This window comes from Pseudomonas sp. PSPC3-2 (assembly GCF_049897085.1).
GTDB classification, from domain to species: Bacteria; Pseudomonadota; Gammaproteobacteria; order Pseudomonadales; family Pseudomonadaceae; genus Aquipseudomonas; species Aquipseudomonas paraveronii.
Genome location: NZ_JAFCVO010000007.1, coordinates 250,215 through 272,447, shown reverse-complemented (window position 1 = coordinate 272,447; position 22,233 = coordinate 250,215). Strand labels below are relative to the sequence as shown.

Sequence of the window (22,233 nt, the reverse complement as noted above, 5' to 3'; positions counted from 1 at the left end):
ATGGAATTTATCCGCAGCCGTATCGAAACCCAGTTGATGAGCCTCACCGGCTTGTCGCTGGGCCAGTTGGACCTGGAAAACCCCAAGGGCGACCCCGGCCTGTTCGGCCCGGACTCGGTCAGTTGGCAAGTGCATGGCGACTTCAGCAGCATGCTCATCGGCGGCATCAGCGCCTTGATGCTGCAAGCCTTGCACCCCTTGGCGCTGGCCGGCGTGTGGGACCATTCGAATTTTCGCCAGGACCTGCTCGGGCGCCTGCGCCGCACTTCGCAGTTCATCTCCGGCACCACCTTCGGCTCGCGCAAAGACGCCGAATGGCTGATCGAAAAAGTGCGCACCGTTCACCTCCAGGTCGTCGGGCATGCGCCGGACGGCCGCCCCTACGCGGCCAGCGACCCGGAGCTGCTGACCTGGGTGCATGTGGCGGAGGTCAGCAGCTTCCTCGCCGCTCACCTGCGTTATCGCAACCCACAGCTGTCGGGGCGCGACCAGGATCGTTACTACGACGAAATCGCGCTGGTCGCCGAACGCCTGGGCGCACGGAATGTGCCACGCTCACGCGAGGAAATTGCGGATTATCTGGCGTGTATTCGTCCGCAATTGTTGTGCGACGAGCGCAGCCGTGAAGTGCTGCGCCTGCTGCTCGATGCGCCGGCTCCCAGCACGCTGGCAAAACCCTTTGGCGCCCTGATGATGCAGGCCGGGATCGACCTGCTGCCGGACTGGGCGGGCGCGATGCTGGGGCAACACCCAAGCCTGTTGCAACGCCAGTTGGTGCGTGCCGGGGTCAAGCGCAGCGCACCGTTGCTGCGTTGGGCGATGCGCAATGGCTCGGTGCAGCGCGCACATCGGCGGATGGGGTTGATGTAGGCGGCGCTGCATAGCTGCTAAACTCCGCGCCCACATTTACCCAGCAAGGCGCGCTCCATGTCTCCCCTGAACCAGGCGCTGCGCGCCGCCCTCGATCATCGCCAAGACCTGATCAGCGAGCTGCATGCCCACGGCACCGACTGCTACCGGCTGTTCCATGGTAGCCAGGAAGGTGCAGGTGGCCTGACCATCGACCGCTATGGCCCGCAATTGCTGGTGCAGAGCTTCCACCAGGCGCTGGAAACCACCGACCTGCTGGAGCTGCATCAACTGATCAACCAGTACATGGGCCTGGAATTGCTGCTGGTGTACAACGATCGTTCCCGTGGCAACTCGCGGATCGACCGCGAAGACACGGTCTACCGCGCCACACCCGAGGCGCTGCAGGATCTGGTCGGCCACGAATGGGGCCTCAATTACCGCGTGCGTGGCCGCCATGCCGGGCAAGACCCGTTGCTGTTCCTCGACCTGCGCAACACTCGCGGCTGGGTCAAGGCACACAGTGCCGGCAAAAGCGTGCTGAACCTGTTTGCCTACACCTGTGGCGTGGGCCTGAGCGCTGCCGCCGGCGGTGCCCGTGAAGTGTGCAACCTGGATTTTGCCGAAGGCAACCTGGCGGTCGGGCGCGAAAACGGCTTGCTCAACCCGCAGCTGGTAAGCATGACGTTCGTGCAGTCCGATTATTTCCCGGCGATTCGCCAACTGGCCGGCCTGCCGATCACCCAGCGGCGCGGGCAGAAACTGCCGAGCTATCCCCGCCTGGAACCGCGTCAATATGACCTGGTGCTACTTGACCCGCCGGCTTGGGCCAAGAGCGCCTTTGGCACCGTCGACCTGTTACGCGACTATCAAAGCCTGCTCAAGCCGGCGCTGCTGGCAACCGCCGATGACGGCGTGCTGATCTGCTGCAATAACCTGGCAAAAGTGAGCATGGACGACTGGCGTGAGCAGGTTCTACGTTGCGCCGAGAAAGCCGGGCGTCCGGTACGCGACTGGCAAGTCATGCCACCTGGCGCCGACTTTCCGTCGCAAGACCAGCAACCACCGCTGAAGACTCTGATCCTGCAGTTATAGGAATTTTCTGAAAGGAGCTGGCTCTTCGGAACCGAAAACCCGTGCCATACTCCAAGGCACTCCTGTTCAACATAGATGGCGCCGCCCCATGCCCAAAGGATTGATCCGCGCCACTGGCGCCTTGTTGACTGTTGTTGCCCTGTACAGCTTGCTGGGCTTTTTGATTTTGCCCGGCATTGCCCTTCGCATAGCCAACCAACAGTTGGCCAACTACGCTACGGTGCCGGCGCGCATCGAGCGTATCGAGCTCAACCCGTTCAGTCTGGAACTGACGCTGTGGGGCCTTAAAATCGGCGAACCCGGCAAGGAACAAGTGGGTTTCGAGCGGCTGTACGCCAACCTGCAGCTCGACAGCCTGTGGACCCGCGCCCTGCACCTGGCCGATGTGCAACTCGACAAACCCAAGACCGAGTTGCTGTTCGACAAGTCCGGCCAGTTGAACCTGGCGCAGTTGTTCAAACTGCCGCCCAGCGAAGCGACCCCGACAGACCCCAACGCCAAGCCGTTCCCGCTGCGTATCGAGCGGATCAAGCTGGCGGGCGGCTATGTGCATTTCCAGGATCTGCGCCCCAGCGAGCCGATCGAGTTCCTCTACGACAAACTCGACTTCGAGCTGAAGAACCTCAGCACCCTGCCGGAAGACAATGCCAACATGACCCTGGTCGCCGCCGGCCCGGAAGGTGGGCAGATCGACTGGAAAGGTAACGTCAGCCTGGTGCCGATCACCTCCAAAGGCACCCTGAAAATCACCGACGGCAAGATGAAAGCCTGGTGGCCCTATGTGCGTGACGCACTGCCGTTGGTGCTCGAAAACGGTGTGCTCAACTTCAGCACGGACTACACGTTCAGCCTGGCCAAAGAGACCGAGCTGAACCTGACCAACACCGCCGCCAGCATCGCGCCATTCGCCATCAAGGCGCCGGATGGCCGGCCGCTGGTGCGCCTGGAGCGCCTGGACGTCAGCGAAACCACGATCGACCTGGCCAAGCAGCAGGTGGTGGTCGGCAAGATCCGCAGCAACAAGCTGGAAACCTGGGCCGCCCGCGAGGCCGATGGGCAACTGGACTGGCAGAAACTGTTCGCCAGCCAGCCGAGCAAGCCGGCCAAGGCGCCGGAACCGGCCAGCGCACCAGCGGCTGCCGACTCGCCAAAACCCGCTGTCGCAGCGCCCAGCAAACCGTGGCAAGTCCTGCTCAAGGATGTGCAACTGCGTAACTATCAGGTCCACCTGGCCGACCGCCAGGCCAAACCCGCCGTTGCTCTGGAACTGGGCCCGCTGAACGTCGATGTGCAGAACTTCGACAGCCTCAACGGCAACCCCTTTACCCTCAAGGTCGACACCGGCCTGGGCAAGCAAGGCAAGATCCAGGCAACCGGCGAGGTCAACCTCAGCCCGGTCAGCGCCAAGCTGAAAGTGAACACCCAGGATATCGACCTGCGGGTCGCGCAATCCTATATCAGCCCGTTCATACGCCTGGAGCTGCGTAGCGGCATGCTCGGCAGCAACCTCGACGTGAACCTGAAAAGCACCGATCCTCTGGCCCTGCAGATCACCGGCCGGGCGCAGGTCGATCAGTTGCACACCCTCGACACACTCAAGACCCGCGACTTCCTAAAATGGCAGCGCCTGGTGTTGGAAGGCGTGAACTATCAGCATGGCAACAGCCTGTCGATCGACAAGGTCAACCTGCTGCAGCCCTACGTGCGCTTCATGATCAACGATGATCGCACCACCAACGTCGACGATCTGCTGATTCCACAGCCCGCCAACAGCGGCGCCAAGCCGGCGACCAAGGCGGCTGCCAGTAATGAAAAACCTCTGGGTATTCATATCGGGCAGATTGCGATAAACGACGGTTCGGCGAACTTCGCCGACTTCAGCCTCACGCCCAACTTCGCCACCGCGATTCAACAGCTCAACGGGCAGATCGGCACCATTGACAGCCGCCAAGCCAAACCGGCCAGTGTCGACATCAAGGGTAAAGTGGATCGCTATGCACCGGTCACCATCAAAGGCAGCGTGAACCCGTTCGATCCGATGGCGGCGCTGGATATCGCCACCAGCTTCAAACGTGTCGAACTGACAACCCTGACGCCCTACTCGGGTAAATTCGCCGGTTTCCGTATTCGCAAGGGCCGCCTTAACCTCGACCTGCATTATGTGATCATCAAAGGCCAGTTGAAGGCCGAGAACAAAGTGGTGGTCGAGCAACTGCAACTGGGTGAGAAGGTCGACAGTGCCGATGCGGTAGACCTGCCGATTCGCCTCGCGATCGCTCTGCTCAAGGACTCTGACGGCAAGATCTCGATTGAGCTGCCCGTCAGCGGCGACTTGAATAACCCGCAATTCAGCGTGATGCCGATCGTGTGGCAGACATTGCGCAACCTGGTGGTGCGCGCAGCAACGGCGCCCTTCAAGTTTATCGGTGGGCTGGTGACCGGCGGCGGTTCGGAAGACCTCGGCAATGTCTCGTTCGCAGCAGGCTCCAGCGAACTGAACAAAGACGCCGAGGGCGCCCTGAACACCCTGGCCAACGCCCTCAAAGAGCGCCCGACCCTGCGCCTGGAAATCGAAGGCACCGCGGCTGCCGACAGTGACGGCAAGTTCCTGGCAGAGCAGCGCCTGGAGCGTGAATACCAGTACAACTACTACAAGATGCTGCAGCGCCGTGGGGACAAGGTTCCGGCCCAGGCTTCCTTGCTGCAAGTACCGGAAAAGGAAAAAGCCCCGTTGCTCGAAGGTATCTACCGCACCCGCCTGAAGCAACAACCACCGGCGGAATGGAAAAACCTGAGCGACGATGAGCGCACGGCCAAACTGAAGGACGGCGTGATCACGTTCTGGAGTGGCAGCGACGTGCTGCTGCGCCAGCTCGGTCAGGACCGCGCGAGCACCATCAAGGACTACCTCGTGGACAAAGGGCAGTTGGAAGATGATCGGGTGTACTTCATCGATGCCAAACTTGGCCAGGCCGAGAAGGATGGCCGGGTGATAACGCCGATGCATCTGGACGCTGAGTAACCCCCCAATCGTCATACACCGACGAAATGCAGAATAGAACAGGCCCCGACACATGTGCCGGGGCCTGTAATGACCACATCCCTATGGTCGGTCGCATGAACCCGTGAGGTGCATTGAGTGGATATCTAACTCACTCGTTGCCGCCGACGCCTAGTTCAGACGATGGGTTGGGCGTTACTCTGCTTTCAGGCCATCGGCCGATACAGCTTTCACGCCTTTGATTTTCTTGGTGATGTTCACCGCAGTAGTTTTCTGCGCTTCAGTCACTGCGACGGAAGAAGACAGGGAAACTACACCCTTGTTGGTTTCGACTTTGATGTCGGTACCAGGAATACCTTTCTCGGTGACCAAGTCAGCCTTCACTTTGGTGGTGATCCAAGTGTCCGAAGTGGCTTCCTTGGATTTGTCGATGTTGTCAGCTTTTACCGCACCGCCAGCCAGCAAGCCGTCAGCGGACACCGCAGTGACACCCTTGATACGCTTGGTGATGGCTACGGCGGTGGCTTTCTGCGAGTCGGAGATGGCAACGGTCGAAGACAGGGAAACCACACCTTTGTTGGTCTCAACCTTGATGTCCGAACCTGGGATGCCCTTTTCGGTCAGCAGGTCAGCTTTGACTTTGGTGGTGATCCAAGTGTCCGAGGTGGACTCTTTGGCTTTGGTCATTTCGCCAGCAGCCAGTGTCATAGGCGCCTGGGAGGTTTGAGCGAAGGCAACGTTGGCCATGGCCAGGGTCAAAGCGGTAGCAGTTGCGGTAGCGAGAGCGAACTTCTTCATACGAGTAACTCCTGTTTTATTAAAAGTCTGCAGTGTGTGTACCTTGATGCTGCAGCGTTAACAGGAATATTGCAGGCACTGTGCCAAGTCGAATCAGAAAAATAAAACCTTTAAAAACAACAAGTTAAGAATTTAGCCAGTTTTCGCATTCGTGCAATTTGCATGAAGCGGATCGTGCCTGCATGCAAGTTGCGGTTTTTGGATGTGATTAAGCGCCTGATTTTTCGGCATTTTCCTGCGCGCATAAAAAAAGGACTCCGAAGAGTCCTTTTTCAGCGTGAAGCCTGCGGGTATTTAAACGCCCGAAGCCTTGGCTGCTGCCACGTCTTTGATGGACAGCTTGATGCGGCCGCGGTTGTCCACGTCCAGTACCAGCACTTCCACTTCCTGGCCTTCTTTTAGAATGTCGGTCACTTTCTCAACACGAGCGTCGCTCAGCATGGAGATGTGAACCAGACCGTCTTTGCCTGGCAGGATGTTGACGAATGCGCCGAAATCGACGATGCGCTCAACTTTACCGACGTAGATCTTGCCAATCTCGGCTTCAGCAGTGATGCCCAGAACGCGCTGACGCGCAGCTTCTGCAGCTTCCTTGGTTTCGCCGAAGATCTTGATCGAGCCGTCGTCTTCGATGTCGATCGAAGCCTTGGTTTCTTCACAGATCGCACGAATAGTCGCGCCGCCTTTACCGATAACATCACGGATTTTGTCGGTGTCGATTTTCATCGCGATCATGGTCGGAGCATTTTCCGACAGCTCGGTACGGGACTGACCAATGATCTGGTTCATCTGACCGAGGATGTTCAGGCGCGCTTCCAGGGCTTGGCCCAGAGCGATTTCCATGATCTCTTCGGTGATGCCCTTGATCTTGATGTCCATCTGCAGCGCGGTCACACCTTTGGCGGTACCGGCTACCTTGAAGTCCATGTCGCCCAGGTGATCTTCGTCGCCCAGGATGTCGGTCAGGATGGCGAACTTCTCGCCTTCTTTAACCAGGCCCATGGCGATACCGGCAACCGGTGCCTTCATTGGCACACCGGCGTCCATCAGTGCCAGGGAAGCACCGCAGACCGAAGCCATGGAGCTGGAACCGTTGGACTCGGTGATTTCCGACACAACACGGATGGTGTACGGGAACACGTCTGCGGCAGGCAGCATGGCCGCAATCGAACGACGGGCCAGACGGCCATGACCGATTTCACGACGACCAGCACCACCCATGCGACCACACTCGCCCACCGAGAACGGAGGGAAGTTGTAGTGCAGCATGAACGGGTCTTTTTTCTCGCCTTCCAGGGTGTCCAGCAGTTGTGCGTCACGGGCAGTACCCAGCGTCGCGACTACCAGAGCCTGGGTTTCACCACGGGTGAACAGCGCCGAACCGTGAGTCTTCGGCAGAACGCCGACTTCGATGTTCAGCGGACGCACGGTGCGAGTGTCGCGACCGTCGATACGTGGCTTGCCGTTCACGATGTTTTCGCGAACGGTGCGGTATTCGATTTCACCGAAAGCCGCTTTGACGTCGCTGGAAGAAGGCTGGCCTTCTTCACCGGACAGCTTGGCCACAACCTGATCCTTCAACTCGCCCAGGCGAGCGTAACGGTCGGCCTTGACGGTGATGGTGTAGGCCTGGGAGATCGCTTCGCCGAATTCGGAGCGGATAGCGCCCAGCAGTTCAGTCGCTTCGGCTTGTGGAGCCCACGCCCAAGTTGGCTTGGCAGCTTCGGCAGCGAGTTCTTTAACAGCGTTGATCACAACCTGGAACTCGTCGTGAGCAAACAGTACAGCGCCCAGCATCTGGTCTTCGGTCAGCTCTTTGGCTTCCGATTCAACCATCAATACGGCTTCCGAGGTACCGGCAACGACCATGTCCAGGCTCGAGGCTTTTTGCTGCTCGTAAGTCGGGTTCAGCAGGTAGCCGGTGCTTTCGTGGAAAGCAACGCGCGCGGCGCCGATCGGGCCATCGAAAGGAATACCGGAGATGGCCAGGGCAGCCGAGGTACCGATCATCGCAGCGATGTCCGGATCGGTCTTTTTGCTGGTGGAAACGACGGTGCAGACAACCTGCACTTCGTTCATGAAGCCTTCTGGGAACAGCGGACGGATCGGACGGTCGATCAGTCGGGAAGTCAGGGTTTCTTTCTCGGAAGGACGGCCTTCGCGCTTGAAGAAACCGCCAGGGATCTTACCGGCAGCGTAAGTCTTTTCCTGGTAGTGAACGGACAGAGGGAAGAAGCCCTTGCTTGGGTCCGCGTGCTTGGCGCCAACAACGGTCACCAGTACGGTAACGTCGTCGTCAACGGTAACCAGCACTGCGCCGGAGGCTTGACGGGCGATACGGCCTGTCTCGAGGGTAACGGTCGACTGACCGAACTGAAATTTTTTGATAACCGGGTTCACGGTGTCCTACCTTCTTTGTGGCTCTTGGGGAACTTGTCTTCTTGCGAAATTCTTGGGCAATGTCGGGAATCGGCCCAACCCTTGTCCAGGGGTAAAACGTGTATCCAGATAAAACTTGAGGCTGGAAGCCTGCCATGGGCCAGCGGGAATCCCACTGACACACGACAAACAACCAACCTCTAGCGCAATCGCTTATTAGCGACGCAGACCCAGGCGACCGATCAGAGCCTGATAACGACCCAGATCCTTGCCTTTCAGGTAGTCCAGCAGCTTGCGGCGCTGGTTTACCATGCGGATCAGACCACGACGGGAGTGGTGATCTTTACCGTTGGCCTTGAAGTGACCTTGCAGCTTGTTGATGTTGTGAGTCAGCAGTGCAACTTGCACTTCTGGCGAACCAGTGTCACCAACAGCTTGCTGATAGTCAGCTACGATTTGTGCTTTTTCTTGAACGTCGAGAGCCATGAGGCAATCCTTTTTTCAGGAAACCACCCAAAGGGCAGTTTCAACAGGCCAGGGACAAATCCCTGTATCTAAAAATGAGTAGTGACCGTGCCTGCTAACAGCCACCCTCGTTCCAGTTTGCGTAAAAGCTACTGCGCTTTTACCACAAACAGGTTCCGGTCATTCTGACCGAATCAGTCGACGTGGCGCGATGCGCCCGTCTTCGCTCACTTCACCGATACCGATAAAGCGACCGTTATGATCCTGTACCCGCACCATGCCGAATTTCGGGGCGTCCGGGGCACGTACCGGCTGGCCGTTGAGCCAGTAGAACGCGCTGTGCTCCGAAAAGTGCAGCAATGGCCAATCGAGTAAACCGCTGTCCGATGGCATCAGAAAGCGATCAACCGCTTCATTGCCGCCTTCGGCGTGTACCGCTTCCAGCTCTTCCAGCGTAACCGTCTGCGCCAGACTGAAAGGGCCGGCCTGGGTGCGTCGCAGTTGTGCAACATACGCGCCGCAACCGAGCGTTTCACCAATATCTTCCACCAGGGTACGGATATAGGTGCCTTTGCTACAGTCCACGGCCAGGCGTGCGGTGTCGCCTTCACAGGCGAGCAATTCCAAGCGCGCAATAGTAACAGAACGCGGTTCGCGCTCCACTACTTCGCCCGCACGTGCCAGCTTGTAAAGTGGCTGCCCATCCCGCTTGAGCGCCGAGTACATCGGCGGTATCTGGCTGATTTTCCCACGAAAAGCGGGCAAAGCAGCCTCGATATCAGCACGACCAACGGTCACGTCACGAACCTGCAAAACATCACCTTCGGCATCGGCCGTGGTGGTGGTCTTGCCCAGTTGCATCAGGGTTTCGTAACCCTTGTCGGAATCGAGCAGGTATTGCGAGAACTTGGTGGCCTCGCCAAAGCACAACGGCAACACGCCGGTGGCCAGCGGGTCGAGGCTGCCGGTGTGCCCGGCCTTCTCGGCATTGAGCAGCCAACGGACTTTCTGCAACGCCGCATTGGAGGTAAAGCCAATGGGTTTATCGAGCAGAATGATGCCGCTGACGTTGCGACGGATACGTTTGACCTGAGCCACCGCTTACTCCTTGGCGTCTTCAGGTGTGGACGGGTGCTGATTATCCTCAGCCACGGCGCGCTCGATCAGTGCCGACAGGTGCGCACCACGCACGACGCTTTCGTCGTAGTGGAAGTGCAACTGAGGCACGCTGCGCAGCTTCATTTCGCGGGCCAACTGCATGCGCAGGAAACCTGCGGCCGAGTTGAGCACCTTGATGCTTTGCGCAATTTCTTCGCTGCTGTCCTCACCCATCACGGTGATGAAGATTTTGGCGTGACCCACGTCACGGCTCACGTCAACGGCGGTGATGGTGACCAGGCCAACACGGGGGTCTTTGACTTCGCGACGGATCAGTTGGGCCAGCTCGCGCTGCATCTGATCGCCGATACGCTGGGTACGGCTGTATTCTTTTGCCATGTCTTGTTACCTGTTACTGCCACACGGTGAAACCCGTGGGGTCTGAAAGCGGCAAACGCCCGGCCTGACAAAAGCCAGACCGGGCGTTGCGTTTAGAGTCCGAACGTTGCGCGGGGCATTTGCATGCCCACACGCGGCGTGGCTCCTGAAGTGCGCGAGTTAGAGGCTGCGAGCAACCTGAACCTTCTCGTAAACTTCGATCTTGTCGCCAGGCTTGACGTCGTTGTAGCTCTTGACGCCGATACCGCATTCCATGCCGGCACGTACTTCGGAAGCGTCATCCTTGAAGCGGCGCAGGGATTCCAGCTCGCCTTCGAAGATAACGATGTCTTCACGCAGTACACGGATTGGACGGTTACGGTGCACAACACCTTCGATAACCATGCAACCGGCGATCGCGCCGAATTTCGGCGAGCGGAACACGTCACGCACCTCGGCGATACCCAGGATATTCTCCCGAACGTCGCTGCCAAGCATGCCGGTAAGGGCTTTCTTGACGTCTTCGATGATGTCGTAGATGACGTTGTAGTAACGCATGTCCAGGCCTTCCTGCTCGACGATCTTGCGAGCGCCAGCATCGGCACGCACGTTGAAGCCGAACAGTACAGCGTTGGAAGCCAGTGCCAGGTTAGCGTCGGACTCGGTGATACCACCGACACCGCCACCGACGACACGCACTTGCACTTCGTCGTTACCCAGGCCGTTCAAGGCGCCGTTCAACGCTTCGAGGGAACCACGAACGTCAGATTTGAGGACGATGTTGAGCGTCTTCTTCTCTGCCTGGCCCATGTTCTCGAAGATGTTTTCCAGCTTGCCGGCGTGAGCGCGAGCCAGTTTGACTTCGCGGAACTTGCCTTGACGGAACAGAGCCACTTCACGGGCTTTCTTCTCGTCCGACAGCACGCTCATCTCGTCGCCAGCGTCCGGGGTACCGTCCAGGCCGAGGATCTCGACAGGGATGGAAGGACCCGCTTCCTTGATTTGCTTGCCGTTCTCGTCGAGCATGGCACGTACACGGCCGTAGTTCGAACCGACCAGCACCATGTCGCCTTGACGCAGGGTGCCGTCTTGAACCAGAACGGTTGCAACCGGGCCACGACCTTTGTCGAGACGCGACTCAACCACAACACCGCGACCTGGGGCCGATGGCGTTGCTTTCAGTTCGAGTACTTCAGCTTGCAGCAAGACCGCTTCGAGCAGCTCGTCCACGCCAGTACCGACTTTCGCCGAAACCGAAACGAACGGCGTATCACCGCCCCACTCTTCAGACGTCACGCCGTGAACCGACAGTTCGCTACGGATGCGATCGAGATCGGCGCCCGGCTTGTCGATTTTGTTCACTGCCACAACCAGTGGAACACCAGCGGCCTTGGCGTGCTGGACAGCTTCAATGGTCTGCGGCATTACGCCGTCGTCCGCTGCAACCACCAGGATCACGATGTCAGTCGCCTTGGCACCACGGGCACGCATTGCGGTAAACGCGGCGTGACCTGGGGTGTCGAGGAAGGTGACCATGCCGCGATCGGTTTCAACGTGGTACGCGCCGATGTGCTGGGTGATACCGCCGGCTTCGCCTGCAGCTACCTTGGCACGACGGATGTAGTCGAGCAGCGATGTCTTACCATGGTCAACGTGGCCCATTACGGTCACAACTGGCGCACGGGAGAACGTCTCACCTTCAAACTTCAGGGACTCGGCCAGGGAATCTTCCAGGGCGGTGTCGCTGACCAGGGTCACTTTGTGGCCCAGTTCTTCGGCTACCAGTTGAGCAGTTTCCTGATCAAGCACCTGGTTGATGGTCGCGGGAGTACCCAGTTTGAACATGAACTTGATGATTTCTGCAGCCTTGACCGACATCTGATTGGCGAGATCGCCAACTGTGATGGTCTCGCCGATCTGCACATCACGCACGACAGGGCCGGTTGGGCTCTGGAAACCGTGGGCGTTGCGTTTTTTCAGCTTGGCCTTGCCGCGACCACCACGACGGAAGCTATCGCTTTCTTCGTCGGTAGTACGTGGCGCAACGCGTGGAGCAGGCGCTTTCTCTTTGACCGAGGCGCGATGCGGAGCGTTTTTGCGCTCGCCATCACCGCCGCCACCGCGACGACTATTATCGTCGGCACGTGGTTTGTCCGGACGACGAGGTTCGTCACGCTTGCGGGCGTCAGCAGCAGGTGCTGGTGCAGCGGCAACCGGAGTGGCCTCACGCACAGCTTCTACAGGCGCAGCAGGAGCCGCGACCGCTTCAGTACCAGCAGGTTGCGCAGCAGTAGGCTGGCGACGCGCTTCTTCTTCGGCGCGACGCTTGGTTTCTTCTTCAGCCTTCTGACGAGCAGCATTATCTACTGAGCGGCGTTCTTCCAGATCGCGTTTGCGCTCGGCTTCGATTTCTTCCGGGCTGCGCTGTACGAAGACTTTCTTCTTGCGTACTTCAACGCTGATGCTCTTGCTACCAGCAACACGCAGGGTGCTGGTGGTTTTGCGCTGCAATGTAATCTTGCGCGGTTCTTCCACTTTCGCCTTGTGGCTGCTCTTCAAGTGAGTCAGCAAAGACTGCTTCTCACTATCGCTCACACCTTCATCGGCGGCGGTGTGCGGCAGACCTGCCTCACGCATCTGCTGCAACAGGCGCTCTACCGGTGTTTTGACCTCATCGGCCAGTTGTTTCACCGTGACTTGCGTCATGCACTTCTCTCCTCAGGCCGCGCCTAATTACTCGAACCAATGGGCTCGGGCGGCCATGATCAACTTGCCGGCACGATCATCGTCAATGCCGTCGATGTCGAGCAGATCGTCAATAGACTGCTCGGCCAGGTCTTCGCGGGTAATTACGCCGCGCACCGCCAGTTCCATCGCCAAATCCTTGTCCATACCCTCAAGCGAGAGCAGGTCTTCGGCCGGATGGGCGTCTGCCAGCTTTTCCTCAGTAGCGATGGCTTTAGTCAACAAACGATCCTTGGCCCGAGCGCGAAGCTCGTTGACGGTGTCTTCGTCAAAGCCATCGATGTTGAGCATTTCTTCCAACGGTACGTAGGCAATCTCTTCCAGGCTGGTGAAGCCTTCATCTACCAGCACCTGCGCCAGGTCTTCGTCGACTTCCAACTCGTCGATGAAGTTGCGCAGGATGTCACCGGTTTCAGCTTGCTGCTTAGCCTGGATGTCCGATTCGGTCATCACGTTCAGGGTCCAGCCGGTCAGTTGGCTGGCCAGACGCACGTTCTGACCTCCACGACCAATGGCCTGAGCCAGATTGTCAGCGCCAACGGCGATGTCCATTGCATGGGCATCTTCGTCAACGATAATTGCCGCCACTTCAGCCGGCGACATGGCGTTGATCACGAACTGCGCCGGGTTATCGTCCCACAGGACGATATCCACACGCTCACCGCCCAACTCGCCCGACACTGCCTGGACGCGCGAGCCGCGCATACCAATGCAAGCGCCCTGCGGGTCGATGCGTTTGTCCTTGGAGCGGACCGCGATCTTGGCGCGCGAACCCGGGTCGCGGGCCGCAGCCATGACTTCGATCAGGCCTTCGGCGATTTCCGGCACTTCGATACGGAACAGCTCGATCAGCATTTCCGGCGCGGTACGCGACAGGATCAACTGAGGGCCGCGGTTCTCGGTGCGGATTTCCTTGAGCAACGCACGCAGACGCACGCCGACACGGAAAGTTTCGCGAGAGATGATGTCTTCGCGGGCCAGCAACGCTTCGGCGTTGTTGCCCAGGTCGACGATCACGTTGTCGCGGGTGACTTTTTTCACGGTGCCGGAGATGATTTCCCCCAGACGCTCGCGATAGGCGTCAACGACTTGAGCACGCTCAGCTTCGCGAACCTTCTGCACAATGACTTGCTTGGCAGTTTGCGCAGCAATACGGCCGAACTCGATCGATTCGATCTTTTCTTCGACAACATCACCGACATTGGCGCCAGGGTGCGTTTCAGCAACCTTGCTCGGCCAGGTTTCGATGGCCGGATCATCAAGATCGGCTTCTTCAACAACCGTCCAGCGACGGAAAGTCTCGTAGGCACCGGTGTGGCGATTGATTTCCACACGCAGATCAACTTCGTCTTCAAAACGCTTTTTGGTAGCAGTGGCCAGGGCCAGCTCCAGCGCCTCAAAAATCACGTTTGCCGGTACGCCCTTTTCATTGGATACCGACTCAACAACCAGCAGTACTTCTTTGCTCATCGTACGCCTCGCCTTTCGCAAGCCATTGGATCCGCGGGATCCGCGTCTCAGTCAAAACTGGGAATAATGTTGGCCTTGTCGATCATATCGATCGGCAACAGGAACTCATGGTCTTCTACTTGCACCACGACATCCTGCTCTTCTACACCGCGCAGAAGGCCCTGAAAATTGCGCCGCCCTTCAAAGGGCGATCGCAGCTTGATTTTCACTTGTCCACCGGCAAATTTTGCAAACTGCTCGAGAGTGAACAGTGGGCGTTCCATGCCTGGCGAGGAAACTTCGAGGGTGTACTCAACAGCGATTGGATCTTCAACATCCAGAACACCACTGATCTGACGGCTGACAATGGCACAATCGTCCACCAGCACGCCGCCCTCTTTATCAATATAAACGCGCAACATTGAGTGGCGACCTTGAGCCGAAAACTCAATACCCCAGCATTCATAGCCCAGGGCCACGACCACCGGGGCCAGCAAGGCCTGCAACTCTTCTAGCTTGCTCGACACCTGAACCCCCTCGTGCATGTATGTGCATGCTGTGCAAAATAAAAAATGGGCGAAACGCCCATCCTTGAAACGCCGTCGAATAGCGGCGTTGAAAGTGTCCAGCTAACAAAAAGCCCCTTAATAAGGGGCTCCGCTAAAACTGGTTGCGGGGGCCGGATTTGAACCGACGACCTTCGGGTTATGAGCCCGACGAGCTACCAGACTGCTCCACCCCGCGACAAAGCTGGGGCGGAAGTATACGACCGATCCCTTACAGGGTCAATGTAACCTTCCACCTACAAGAAAGCCCGCAACAGCGGGCTCTCCTGATAATTGGTACCGAGAAGGGGACTCGAACCCCTACACCCTATGGGCACAACCACCTCAAGGTTGCGTGTCTACCAATTCCACCACCTCGGCAATACAGCGTTTACAACCCTTCTTACTTTTGCTCTTGAGCTGGAGGCACGTCAGTCGCTGGAGTAGCAGACTTTTGCTCTTGAAGCACCGGGACGTCATCAGAAGCCGGCTTTGCTTTTGGCACTTCCAATACAGCTGGGTTTGGCAAACCTACTTGAGTCAGCACATGAGCTTTCTCTTTAGCAAAGTAACCTAACCCTAAGCTGGTTATGAAGAAACCTGCGGCAAGTATAGCAGTAAACTTACTAAGAAAGGTAGAGGAACCTTGGCTTCCGAATACAGTATTTGAAGCACCTGCACCGAAAGACGCACCAGCATCCGCACCTTTACCCTGTTGCAACAAAACCAGGGCAATTACGCCCAGGGCAGCCAACAGATGAAAAACGACTACGACTGTTTCCAGCATTTTTTCAGTTTCCCGCGGCGCGACAAATCGCACCGAACTCATCTGCATTCAGGGAAGCTCCACCAATGAGCCCCCCATCGATATCCGGCATGCCGAACAGTTCGACCGCATTGGCCGCCTTCACGCTGCCGCCGTATAGAAGCCGCACACCTTGTGCGACCTCAGAATTCTCTGCCGCTAACTGCGCGCGGATGGCTGCATGCACATCCTGCGCCTGTTGCGGTGTTGCAGTCAGCCCGGTGCCAATGGCCCAGACCGGCTCGTAAGCAATGACTGCCTTCGCAAACGCACCAACACCCAGCTCTTCGATGATGCTGCCCAACTGACGCGAGACAACCTCGAAGGTGTTGCCCGATTCACGCTGCTCAAGGGTCTCCCCTATGCACAACACCGGAATCAAGCCACAAGCCTGTGCCGCTGCGAACTTGCGATTGAGTGTTCCGTCACGCTCGCCCATCAACTGACGGCGCTCGGAGTGCCCAATAAGCACATAGGAACAACCCGCATCAACCAACTGACTTGGCGAAATCTCACCTGTCAGCGCACCTTGCATGGGTTCCATCGCAGAATTCTGCGCGCCGATCTGAATCGACTTACCTTTCAAGCCATCAACCACTTGGTTGATATGCAAGCAAGATGGAAAAACCGCGACATCAACACTGCTCGGCAAGGCCAAATGACGAAGGCCATTGATCAGCTCAGCGACACTGGCGCGGGTACCGTGCATCTTCCAGTTACCAGCTACCATAGTGCGACGCATGCTGTACCTCGTCGGTCAAAGTGGGCGCAGATGTTACCCAACCACATCATCACTGGCAAGCCGAATTCAGGCGCAAACTTCAGTTACCAGTTTTGCCAGGTCTTCGGCATGGCCGCGAACCTGGGTTTCGTCCTCGCCTTCGACCATGACGCGCACCAGAGGCTCTGTGCCAGACTTGCGCAGCAACACTCGCCCACGCCCCGCCATTGCCAGGGTCACGCGCTCGCAGGCCGCTTTGACAGCCGGGTGTTCGATCGGATTGTCGCCACCGGAAAAACGCACATTGAGCAGCACCTGCGGGCACTTGCGCAAGGCCTGACGCGCCTGGGCCAGGCTCTCCTGGCGACGGCGCAACGACAACAATACCTGCAGCGCTGCAATGATCGCGTCACCCGTGGTGGTGTGCTGGAAGCACACGACATGGCCGGAGTTCTCGCCACCGATCTGCCAATTGCGCTCCTGCAGCTCGGCAATCACATAGCGATCCCCGACATTGGCCCGCACAAAAGGAATTCCCAGCTCGGCCAGCGCCAACTCCAACCCGAGATTGCTCATCAGCGTGCCGACAACACCACCCTGCAGCCGATTACGCTCATGCAGGTCACGAGCAATGATGAACAGCAGGTCATCGCCATCAACCACGGCGCCGGTGTGATCCACCATCAATACGCGGTCGCCGTCACCATCAAAGGCGATACCCAGGTCGGCATGCTCGGCAAGGACGGCAGCCTGCAGTTGCTCCATATGCGTGGAGCCACAGTTGTCGTTGATGTTCAACCCGTTAGGCTGGGCCGACAGCACCGTCACTTCCGCACCCAGCTCCTTGAATACGCTCGGCGCGACCTTATAGGTCGCACCATGAGCACAGTCGACGACGATCTTAAGCCCGGCGAAATTGGTGCTGCTTGGCACACTGCTCTTACAGAACTCGATATAACGGCCAGAGGCGTCATTGATCCGCGACACCTTGCCCAGCTTGCTGGACTCGACCACCGTCATCGGCGCATCCAGCAGCTCTTCGATCATCAACTCGATCTCGTCCGGCAGCTTGGTGCCCTGCCCCGAGAAGAACTTGATGCCGTTGTCATCATGGGGATTGTGCGAGGCACTGATCACAATACCGGCTTCAGCGTGAAAGGTACGCGTCAGGTAAGCGATCGCCGGGGTCGGCATGGGGCCCAGCAGCATCACATCAGCACCGGCGGCGGACAATCCAGCCTCCAGCGCAGACTCAAACATATAGCCCGAGATACGCGTGTCCTTGCCTACCAGGATGCGGCACGCGCCCATGCTGCGGAACGCCATGCCTGCCGCCCAACCCAGCTTGAGCATGAAATCAGGGGTAATCGGAAACTCGCCGACCCGACCACGAATACCGTCGGTGCCAAAGTATTTCTTTGTCATAAGTGCTCCATCATTCTTATTCGGCCGATTCTACTGCGGCAAGCATGCGGACAACATCCACGGTCTCGGCGACATCATGCACACGCAAGATGCGCGCACCCTTGGTCACAGCAAGTGCCGCAAGCGCCAACCCGCCATAAAGCCGCTCGCCCACCGGACGATTCAGCGCCTGACCTATCATGCTCTTGCGCGAAACGCCGACCAACAAAGGCCGACCCAGGGCATGCAAGACTTCCATATGCTTGAACAGACTTAGATTGTGCTGCAGGGTCTTGGCGAAGCCAAACCCCGGATCGAGGATGATCTTGTCGGCAGCGATCCCTGCTGCGGCGCATTGAGCAATGCGATCAGCCAGGAACCCACTCACTTCGCCAACCAGATCATCGTAGTGCGGATTATCCTGCATATTGCCGGGCTCACCCAGCATATGCATCAGACAGACCGGCAGGCCGGTAGCCGCGGCAGCGTCCAGCGCGCCATCACGCCGCAACGAACGCACATCGTTGATCAGCCCCGCCCCCAGGCGCGCCGTTTCACGCATCACGGCCGGGGTCGATGTATCCACTGAAATGATCACATCCAACTCGCGAGCGATGCGCTCGACGATCGGCGCCACCCGTTCCAGCTCCTCCACGGGAGAAACAACGCGAGCGCCGGGCCGGGTCGACTCGCCGCCGACATCGATCAAGGTCGCACCCGCCGCCACCATCGCCTCGGCGTGACGCAACGCAGCATCGAGCTGATTGAAGCGGCCACCATCGGAAAAGGAATCGGGGGTTACGTTAAGAATGCCCATGACATGTGTATGGGCCAAATCAAGAACCCGGTTGCCGCAAGGCAACCGGGTGGAGGACGACGCAGAAGTCATTTCAAACCTTAGTGGTCAGCTGCAGGACCGCCGATCGGGTTTTCAGGGCGTTCGTTCTGAACCACTGGCGGCGTGCCAGAGGTGCCCGAACCACCTTCCCAATCGCGAGGTTCACGCGGTGTACGGCCAGCCATGATGTCGTCGATCTGGTCGGCATCAATGGTTTCGTACTTCATCAGCGCATCCGCCATGGCATCAAGCTTGTCGCGGTTCTCGGTGAGGATCTGCTTGGCCGTGCCGTAGCACTGGTCAATGATGCTGCGCACTTCGGAGTCGATCAGCTTGGCTGTTTCACCGGAGAAGCTGGCACTTTGACCGCCACCGCCACGACCCAGGAACACTTCACCCTCTTCCTCGGCGTACATCAAAGGACCGAGTTTCTCCGACAAGCCCCACTTGGTCACCATGTTCCGCGCAATCTGGCTGGCGCGCATGATGTCGTTGGAAGCGCCGGTGGTTACACCGTCGAAGCCCAGGGTCATCTCTTCGGCAATTCGGCCACCGTACAGCGAGCAGATCTGGCTGATCAAGGCACGCTTGGAGAGGCTGTAGCGATCCTCTTCCGGCAGGAACATGGTGACACCCAGCGCTCGACCACGAGGAATGATCGACACCTTGTAGACCGGATCATGCTCAGGCACGACGCGCCCCACAATGGCGTGACCCGCTTCGTGATAAGCGGTGTTCTGCTTCTCTTTCTCGGACATGACCATGGATTTGCGCTCGGCGCCCATCATGATCTTGTCTTTCGCCAGTTCGAACTCTTTCATTTCAACGATGCGCTTGCCGGTACGGGCCGCAAATAGCGAAGCCTCGTTCACCAGGTTGGCCAGGTCAGCACCGGAGAAGCCTGGCGTACCGCGGGCAATCACGGCCGGAGCCACGTCGTCGCCCATCGGCACTTTACGCATGTGTACTTTCAGGATCTGTTCACGACCACGGATATCCGGCAAGCCAACCACGACCTGACGGTCGAAACGGCCTGGACGCAGCAACGCAGGGTCCAGTACGTCCGGACGGTTGGTTGCGGCAATGACGATGATGCCGTCATTCATTTCAAAACCATCCATCTCCACCAGCAACTGGTTGAGGGTCTGCTCACGCTCATCGTGACCACCACCCATGCCAGCACCACGATGGCGACCGACGGCGTCGATTTCATCGATAAAGATGATGCATGGCGCGTGTTTCTTGGCCTGCTCGAACATGTCGCGAACGCGGCTGGCACCGACGCCAACGAACATCTCAACGAAATCCGAACCGGAAATGGTGAAGAAAGGCACTTTGGCTTCGCCGGCAATTGCCTTGGCCAGCAAGGTTTTACCGGTCCCCGGAGGGCCAACCATCAGCACACCGCGAGGAATGCGACCGCCCAGGCGCTGGAATTTGCCCGGATCACGCAGGAACTCGACCAGCTCGCCCACTTCTTCCTTGGCTTCGTCGCAACCGGCGACATCACCCAGGGTTGTCTTCACTTGGTCTTCGGAGAGCAGACGCGCCTTGCTTTTGCCGAAACTCATCGGCCCGCCCTTGCCTCCCGCACCACCTTGCATCTGGCGCATGAAGAACATGAACACGGCGATGATCACCAGGATCGGGAAGCTCGCCACCAGGAGTTGAGTCCAGATGCTCTGCTGCTCAGGCAGTTTGCCTTCGACAACCACGTGGTTATTCACCAGGTCGCCGATCAGACCGTTGTCCTGGATTGCCGGACGAATGGTCTTGAAGCCGTCGCCATCGTTGCGCTTGCCGGTAATCACGTAGCCATCAACCGCTACGCGCTCGACCTTGCCATCCTTAACTTGCTGGATGAAGTCGGAATAGTTGAGGGTCTGCGGCTCGTTAGGGCTGGAGAAGTTGTTCATCACCGTCACCAGGACAGCCGCGATGATCAACCACAGGATCAGATTCTTTGCCATATCGTTCAATTAACTACCCTCTGAAGCAAGCTCCGCTACTGGCGCGCGCTTCGCATGATATTCACCAGCCTAACTTACTACATTACCTACAACTCTGGCAGGCACCGTCTGTAACCCTTTGTGAAACTTTGACTACACAATATTCGTAAAGCTTCGTGACGAAAGCGATATAAAAAAACCTATCGACTCCCTTCAAACCTTCAAAGACGCTCATCACTCGCTGCGCCTTCGATCCCGCGGAACCCCCGCGCCAGCAGATATTGCTCGCGAGACCGGTCCCGGGAAGAGTCCGGCTTGCGCATCTGCACCTTGTCGAACAGCTTGCGGATGTTCTTGTGGTACTCGTCGAAGCCCTCACCCTGGAAGACTTTGACCAGGAAATCACCACCCGGGCGCAATACCCGCCCCGCCAGATCCAGCGCCAACTCGCACAGGAACATGGCTCGCGGCATATCAACAGCCGGTAATCCACTCATATTGGGGGCCATGTCGGAAATCACAAGGTCCACCTGCGAATTTCCCACCGCCTGCAGGATCTCAGCCAACACCGCGTCCTGGGTAAAGTCACCATGAACGAAGGTCACATCCGGGATGCTGTCCATCTCCAGAATGTCGGAAGCGATCAAACGGCCTTGACCACCAATCAGACGACTGGCCACCTGGGACCAGCCACCCGGGGCGGCCCCCAGGTCGATCACGCTCATGCCGGGGCGGAACAATTTGTCCTTTTCCTGCAACTCCAGCAGCTTGTAGCTGGCCCGGGAGCGGTAGCCGTCCTTTTGCGCCTTTTTGACGTAAGGGTCGTTGAAATGCTCTTGCAGCCACTTAAGGCTAGTTTTGGAACGGGCCACGGGCCACCTCGAAAATAAAACGGGTCGTGATTAACTGGGCGGTCCCGGACTCGCTCGGGTAAACTGGCCGCCGCTTTTTACAAGATCAGACGCAGGGGTCAGATTATGCCGCTCACTCAAGAGCAGAAGAAACAGTACAAATCCATTGGCCACCATCTGAAACCAGTTTTGATCGTGGCCGACAACGGTTTGACTGAAGGTGTGTTAGCCGAACTTGAACGCGCATTGGGCGATCACGAACTGATCAAGATCAAGGTCAACATCCTTGACCGCGAAGCGCGCCTGGCAGCCATTGCAGAACTGTGCAAGGTTGGCAAGGCAGACCTGGTCCAGGTCATCGGCAAGATGGCACTGCTGTATCGCAAGAACTTCAGCGTCAACAAGCAACTGTCGAACGTTCATCGCTTCAAATGACAACAAGGGTCACGGGCGTGCTTCGCGCGCCCCGCCACTCCAACCCGGCGCCGGTTGCATCACCAGCACCAGGCCGGAAAACCCTAGCACAAGATAGCTGAATAGCTGCCAGCGCAACGCTTCCGGCAGCCACACATGCACGATGCAATACATTGCACACGCATACAGCGCCATCAACAGCAGTTGGCCGCGAATATCCCGCCACAAACTCCCCAAGCCTTCGGCCTTGATCAGCACCAGCGCCTGAAGCGTCACGCACGCCGCCGCAAAACCCACCAGCAACGCACTCAATAATCCATCGATCTCATCGATCAACAACGGCGCCAGGCCAATCAGGCCCAACGCCGGTAACACGCCAATATGCAGCAACCACAGGCCGCCCACCCAAAGCATCTGGGCAAACTGCCAAAGCATGGCGCCCGCACGAA

The 22,233-nt window shown here is 58.2% G+C and carries 19 protein-coding genes and 2 tRNA genes; 4 read left to right on the top strand and 17 right to left on the bottom strand.

The features are described from left to right. The 3 genes from ACP7CJ_RS14385 to ACP7CJ_RS14375 all read left to right on the top strand — a co-directional run bounded on the left by ACP7CJ_RS14385 (position 1) and on the right by ACP7CJ_RS14375 (position 4,966). On the top strand, positions 1-870 hold the full coding sequence (locus ACP7CJ_RS14385) for an oxygenase MpaB family protein (protein WP_276194924.1): 870 nt from the start codon (positions 1-3) through the stop codon (positions 868-870). Positions 871-927: 57 nt separating this feature from the next. Further along, positions 928-1,944 (top strand): class I SAM-dependent rRNA methyltransferase, encoded by a 1,017-nt coding sequence (locus ACP7CJ_RS14380; protein WP_276194925.1) that lies wholly within the window; start codon positions 928-930, stop codon positions 1,942-1,944. An 88-nt stretch (positions 1,945-2,032) separates the two neighbouring features. Beyond that, entirely contained in the window at positions 2,033-4,966 is a 2,934-nt protein-coding gene (locus ACP7CJ_RS14375; RefSeq protein WP_426100638.1) for a DUF748 domain-containing protein, read from the top strand. Positions 4,967-5,140: 174 nt separating this feature from the next. Here ACP7CJ_RS14375 and ACP7CJ_RS14370 read toward each other — a convergent pair whose 3' ends face one another. The 16 genes from ACP7CJ_RS14370 to rlmE all read right to left on the bottom strand — a co-directional run bounded on the left by ACP7CJ_RS14370 (position 5,141) and on the right by rlmE (position 21,391). Continuing rightward, a complete protein-coding gene (locus ACP7CJ_RS14370; RefSeq protein WP_247395697.1) occupies positions 5,141-5,743 on the bottom strand; it encodes a BON domain-containing protein in 603 nt (200 codons plus the stop codon). A 294-nt stretch (positions 5,744-6,037) separates the two neighbouring features. After that, positions 6,038-8,143, bottom strand: a complete 2,106-nt coding sequence (gene pnp / locus ACP7CJ_RS14365; RefSeq protein ID WP_247395696.1) for a polyribonucleotide nucleotidyltransferase — start codon at positions 8,141-8,143, stop codon at positions 6,038-6,040. A 195-nt stretch (positions 8,144-8,338) separates the two neighbouring features. After that, the gene (gene rpsO, locus ACP7CJ_RS14360; RefSeq protein ID WP_003176135.1) at positions 8,339-8,608 is read right to left on the bottom strand and encodes a 30S ribosomal protein S15; all 270 of its coding nucleotides are present in this window, start codon (positions 8,606-8,608) and stop codon (positions 8,339-8,341) included. Positions 8,609-8,767: 159 nt separating this feature from the next. Next, the gene (gene truB / locus ACP7CJ_RS14355; RefSeq protein WP_247395695.1) at positions 8,768-9,685 is read right to left on the bottom strand and encodes a tRNA pseudouridine(55) synthase TruB; all 918 of its coding nucleotides are present in this window, start codon (positions 9,683-9,685) and stop codon (positions 8,768-8,770) included. 3 nt (positions 9,686-9,688) lie between these two features. Beyond that, the gene (gene rbfA / locus ACP7CJ_RS14350) at positions 9,689-10,084 is read right to left on the bottom strand and encodes a 30S ribosome-binding factor RbfA (RefSeq protein WP_247395694.1); all 396 of its coding nucleotides are present in this window, start codon (positions 10,082-10,084) and stop codon (positions 9,689-9,691) included. 159 nt (positions 10,085-10,243) lie between these two features. After that, positions 10,244-12,769 (bottom strand): translation initiation factor IF-2, encoded by a 2,526-nt coding sequence (gene infB, locus ACP7CJ_RS14345; RefSeq protein ID WP_276194927.1) that lies wholly within the window; start codon positions 12,767-12,769, stop codon positions 10,244-10,246. A 27-nt stretch (positions 12,770-12,796) separates the two neighbouring features. Next, a complete protein-coding gene (nusA, locus tag ACP7CJ_RS14340) occupies positions 12,797-14,278 on the bottom strand; it encodes a transcription termination factor NusA (RefSeq protein WP_253399163.1) in 1,482 nt (493 codons plus the stop codon). A 47-nt stretch (positions 14,279-14,325) separates the two neighbouring features. Then, entirely contained in the window at positions 14,326-14,784 is a 459-nt protein-coding gene (gene rimP / locus ACP7CJ_RS14335; protein ID WP_026140087.1) for a ribosome maturation factor RimP, read from the bottom strand. A 140-nt stretch (positions 14,785-14,924) separates the two neighbouring features. After that, a tRNA-Met gene (locus ACP7CJ_RS14330) sits at positions 14,925-15,001 on the bottom strand. A 96-nt stretch (positions 15,002-15,097) separates the two neighbouring features. Beyond that, positions 15,098-15,183 (bottom strand) — tRNA-Leu (locus tag ACP7CJ_RS14325). A gap of 22 nt (positions 15,184-15,205) precedes the next feature. Beyond that, the gene (secG, locus tag ACP7CJ_RS14320) at positions 15,206-15,589 is read right to left on the bottom strand and encodes a preprotein translocase subunit SecG (RefSeq protein ID WP_078835321.1); all 384 of its coding nucleotides are present in this window, start codon (positions 15,587-15,589) and stop codon (positions 15,206-15,208) included. Positions 15,590-15,593: 4 nt separating this feature from the next. Beyond that, a complete protein-coding gene (gene tpiA / locus ACP7CJ_RS14315; RefSeq protein WP_426100636.1) occupies positions 15,594-16,349 on the bottom strand; it encodes a triose-phosphate isomerase in 756 nt (251 codons plus the stop codon). A 66-nt stretch (positions 16,350-16,415) separates the two neighbouring features. Continuing rightward, positions 16,416-17,753: a phosphoglucosamine mutase gene (glmM, locus tag ACP7CJ_RS14310; protein WP_247395688.1), complete on the bottom strand. Its 1,338-nt coding sequence runs from the start codon at positions 17,751-17,753 to the stop codon at positions 16,416-16,418. Between the two features lie 16 nt (positions 17,754-17,769). Then, a complete protein-coding gene (gene folP / locus ACP7CJ_RS14305) occupies positions 17,770-18,621 on the bottom strand; it encodes a dihydropteroate synthase (RefSeq protein WP_426100634.1) in 852 nt (283 codons plus the stop codon). Positions 18,622-18,629: 8 nt separating this feature from the next. Further along, the gene (gene ftsH / locus ACP7CJ_RS14300; RefSeq protein ID WP_276194929.1) at positions 18,630-20,540 is read right to left on the bottom strand and encodes an ATP-dependent zinc metalloprotease FtsH; all 1,911 of its coding nucleotides are present in this window, start codon (positions 20,538-20,540) and stop codon (positions 18,630-18,632) included. 200 nt (positions 20,541-20,740) lie between these two features. Continuing rightward, positions 20,741-21,391: a 23S rRNA (uridine(2552)-2'-O)-methyltransferase RlmE gene (rlmE, locus tag ACP7CJ_RS14295; RefSeq protein WP_247395685.1), complete on the bottom strand. Its 651-nt coding sequence runs from the start codon at positions 21,389-21,391 to the stop codon at positions 20,741-20,743. Between the two features lie 105 nt (positions 21,392-21,496). Between rlmE and ACP7CJ_RS14290 the strand changes: the two genes are divergently transcribed. Then, complete coding sequence (locus tag ACP7CJ_RS14290; RefSeq protein WP_017139256.1) at positions 21,497-21,805, top strand: YhbY family RNA-binding protein; 309 nt, start codon at positions 21,497-21,499, stop codon at positions 21,803-21,805. Between the two features lie 9 nt (positions 21,806-21,814). Here the strand turns inward: ACP7CJ_RS14290 and ACP7CJ_RS14285 are convergent, their stop codons facing one another. Next, positions 21,815-22,219: a hypothetical protein gene (locus ACP7CJ_RS14285; protein WP_017847416.1), complete on the bottom strand. Its 405-nt coding sequence runs from the start codon at positions 22,217-22,219 to the stop codon at positions 21,815-21,817. Positions 22,220-22,233: the final 14 nt, after the last annotated feature.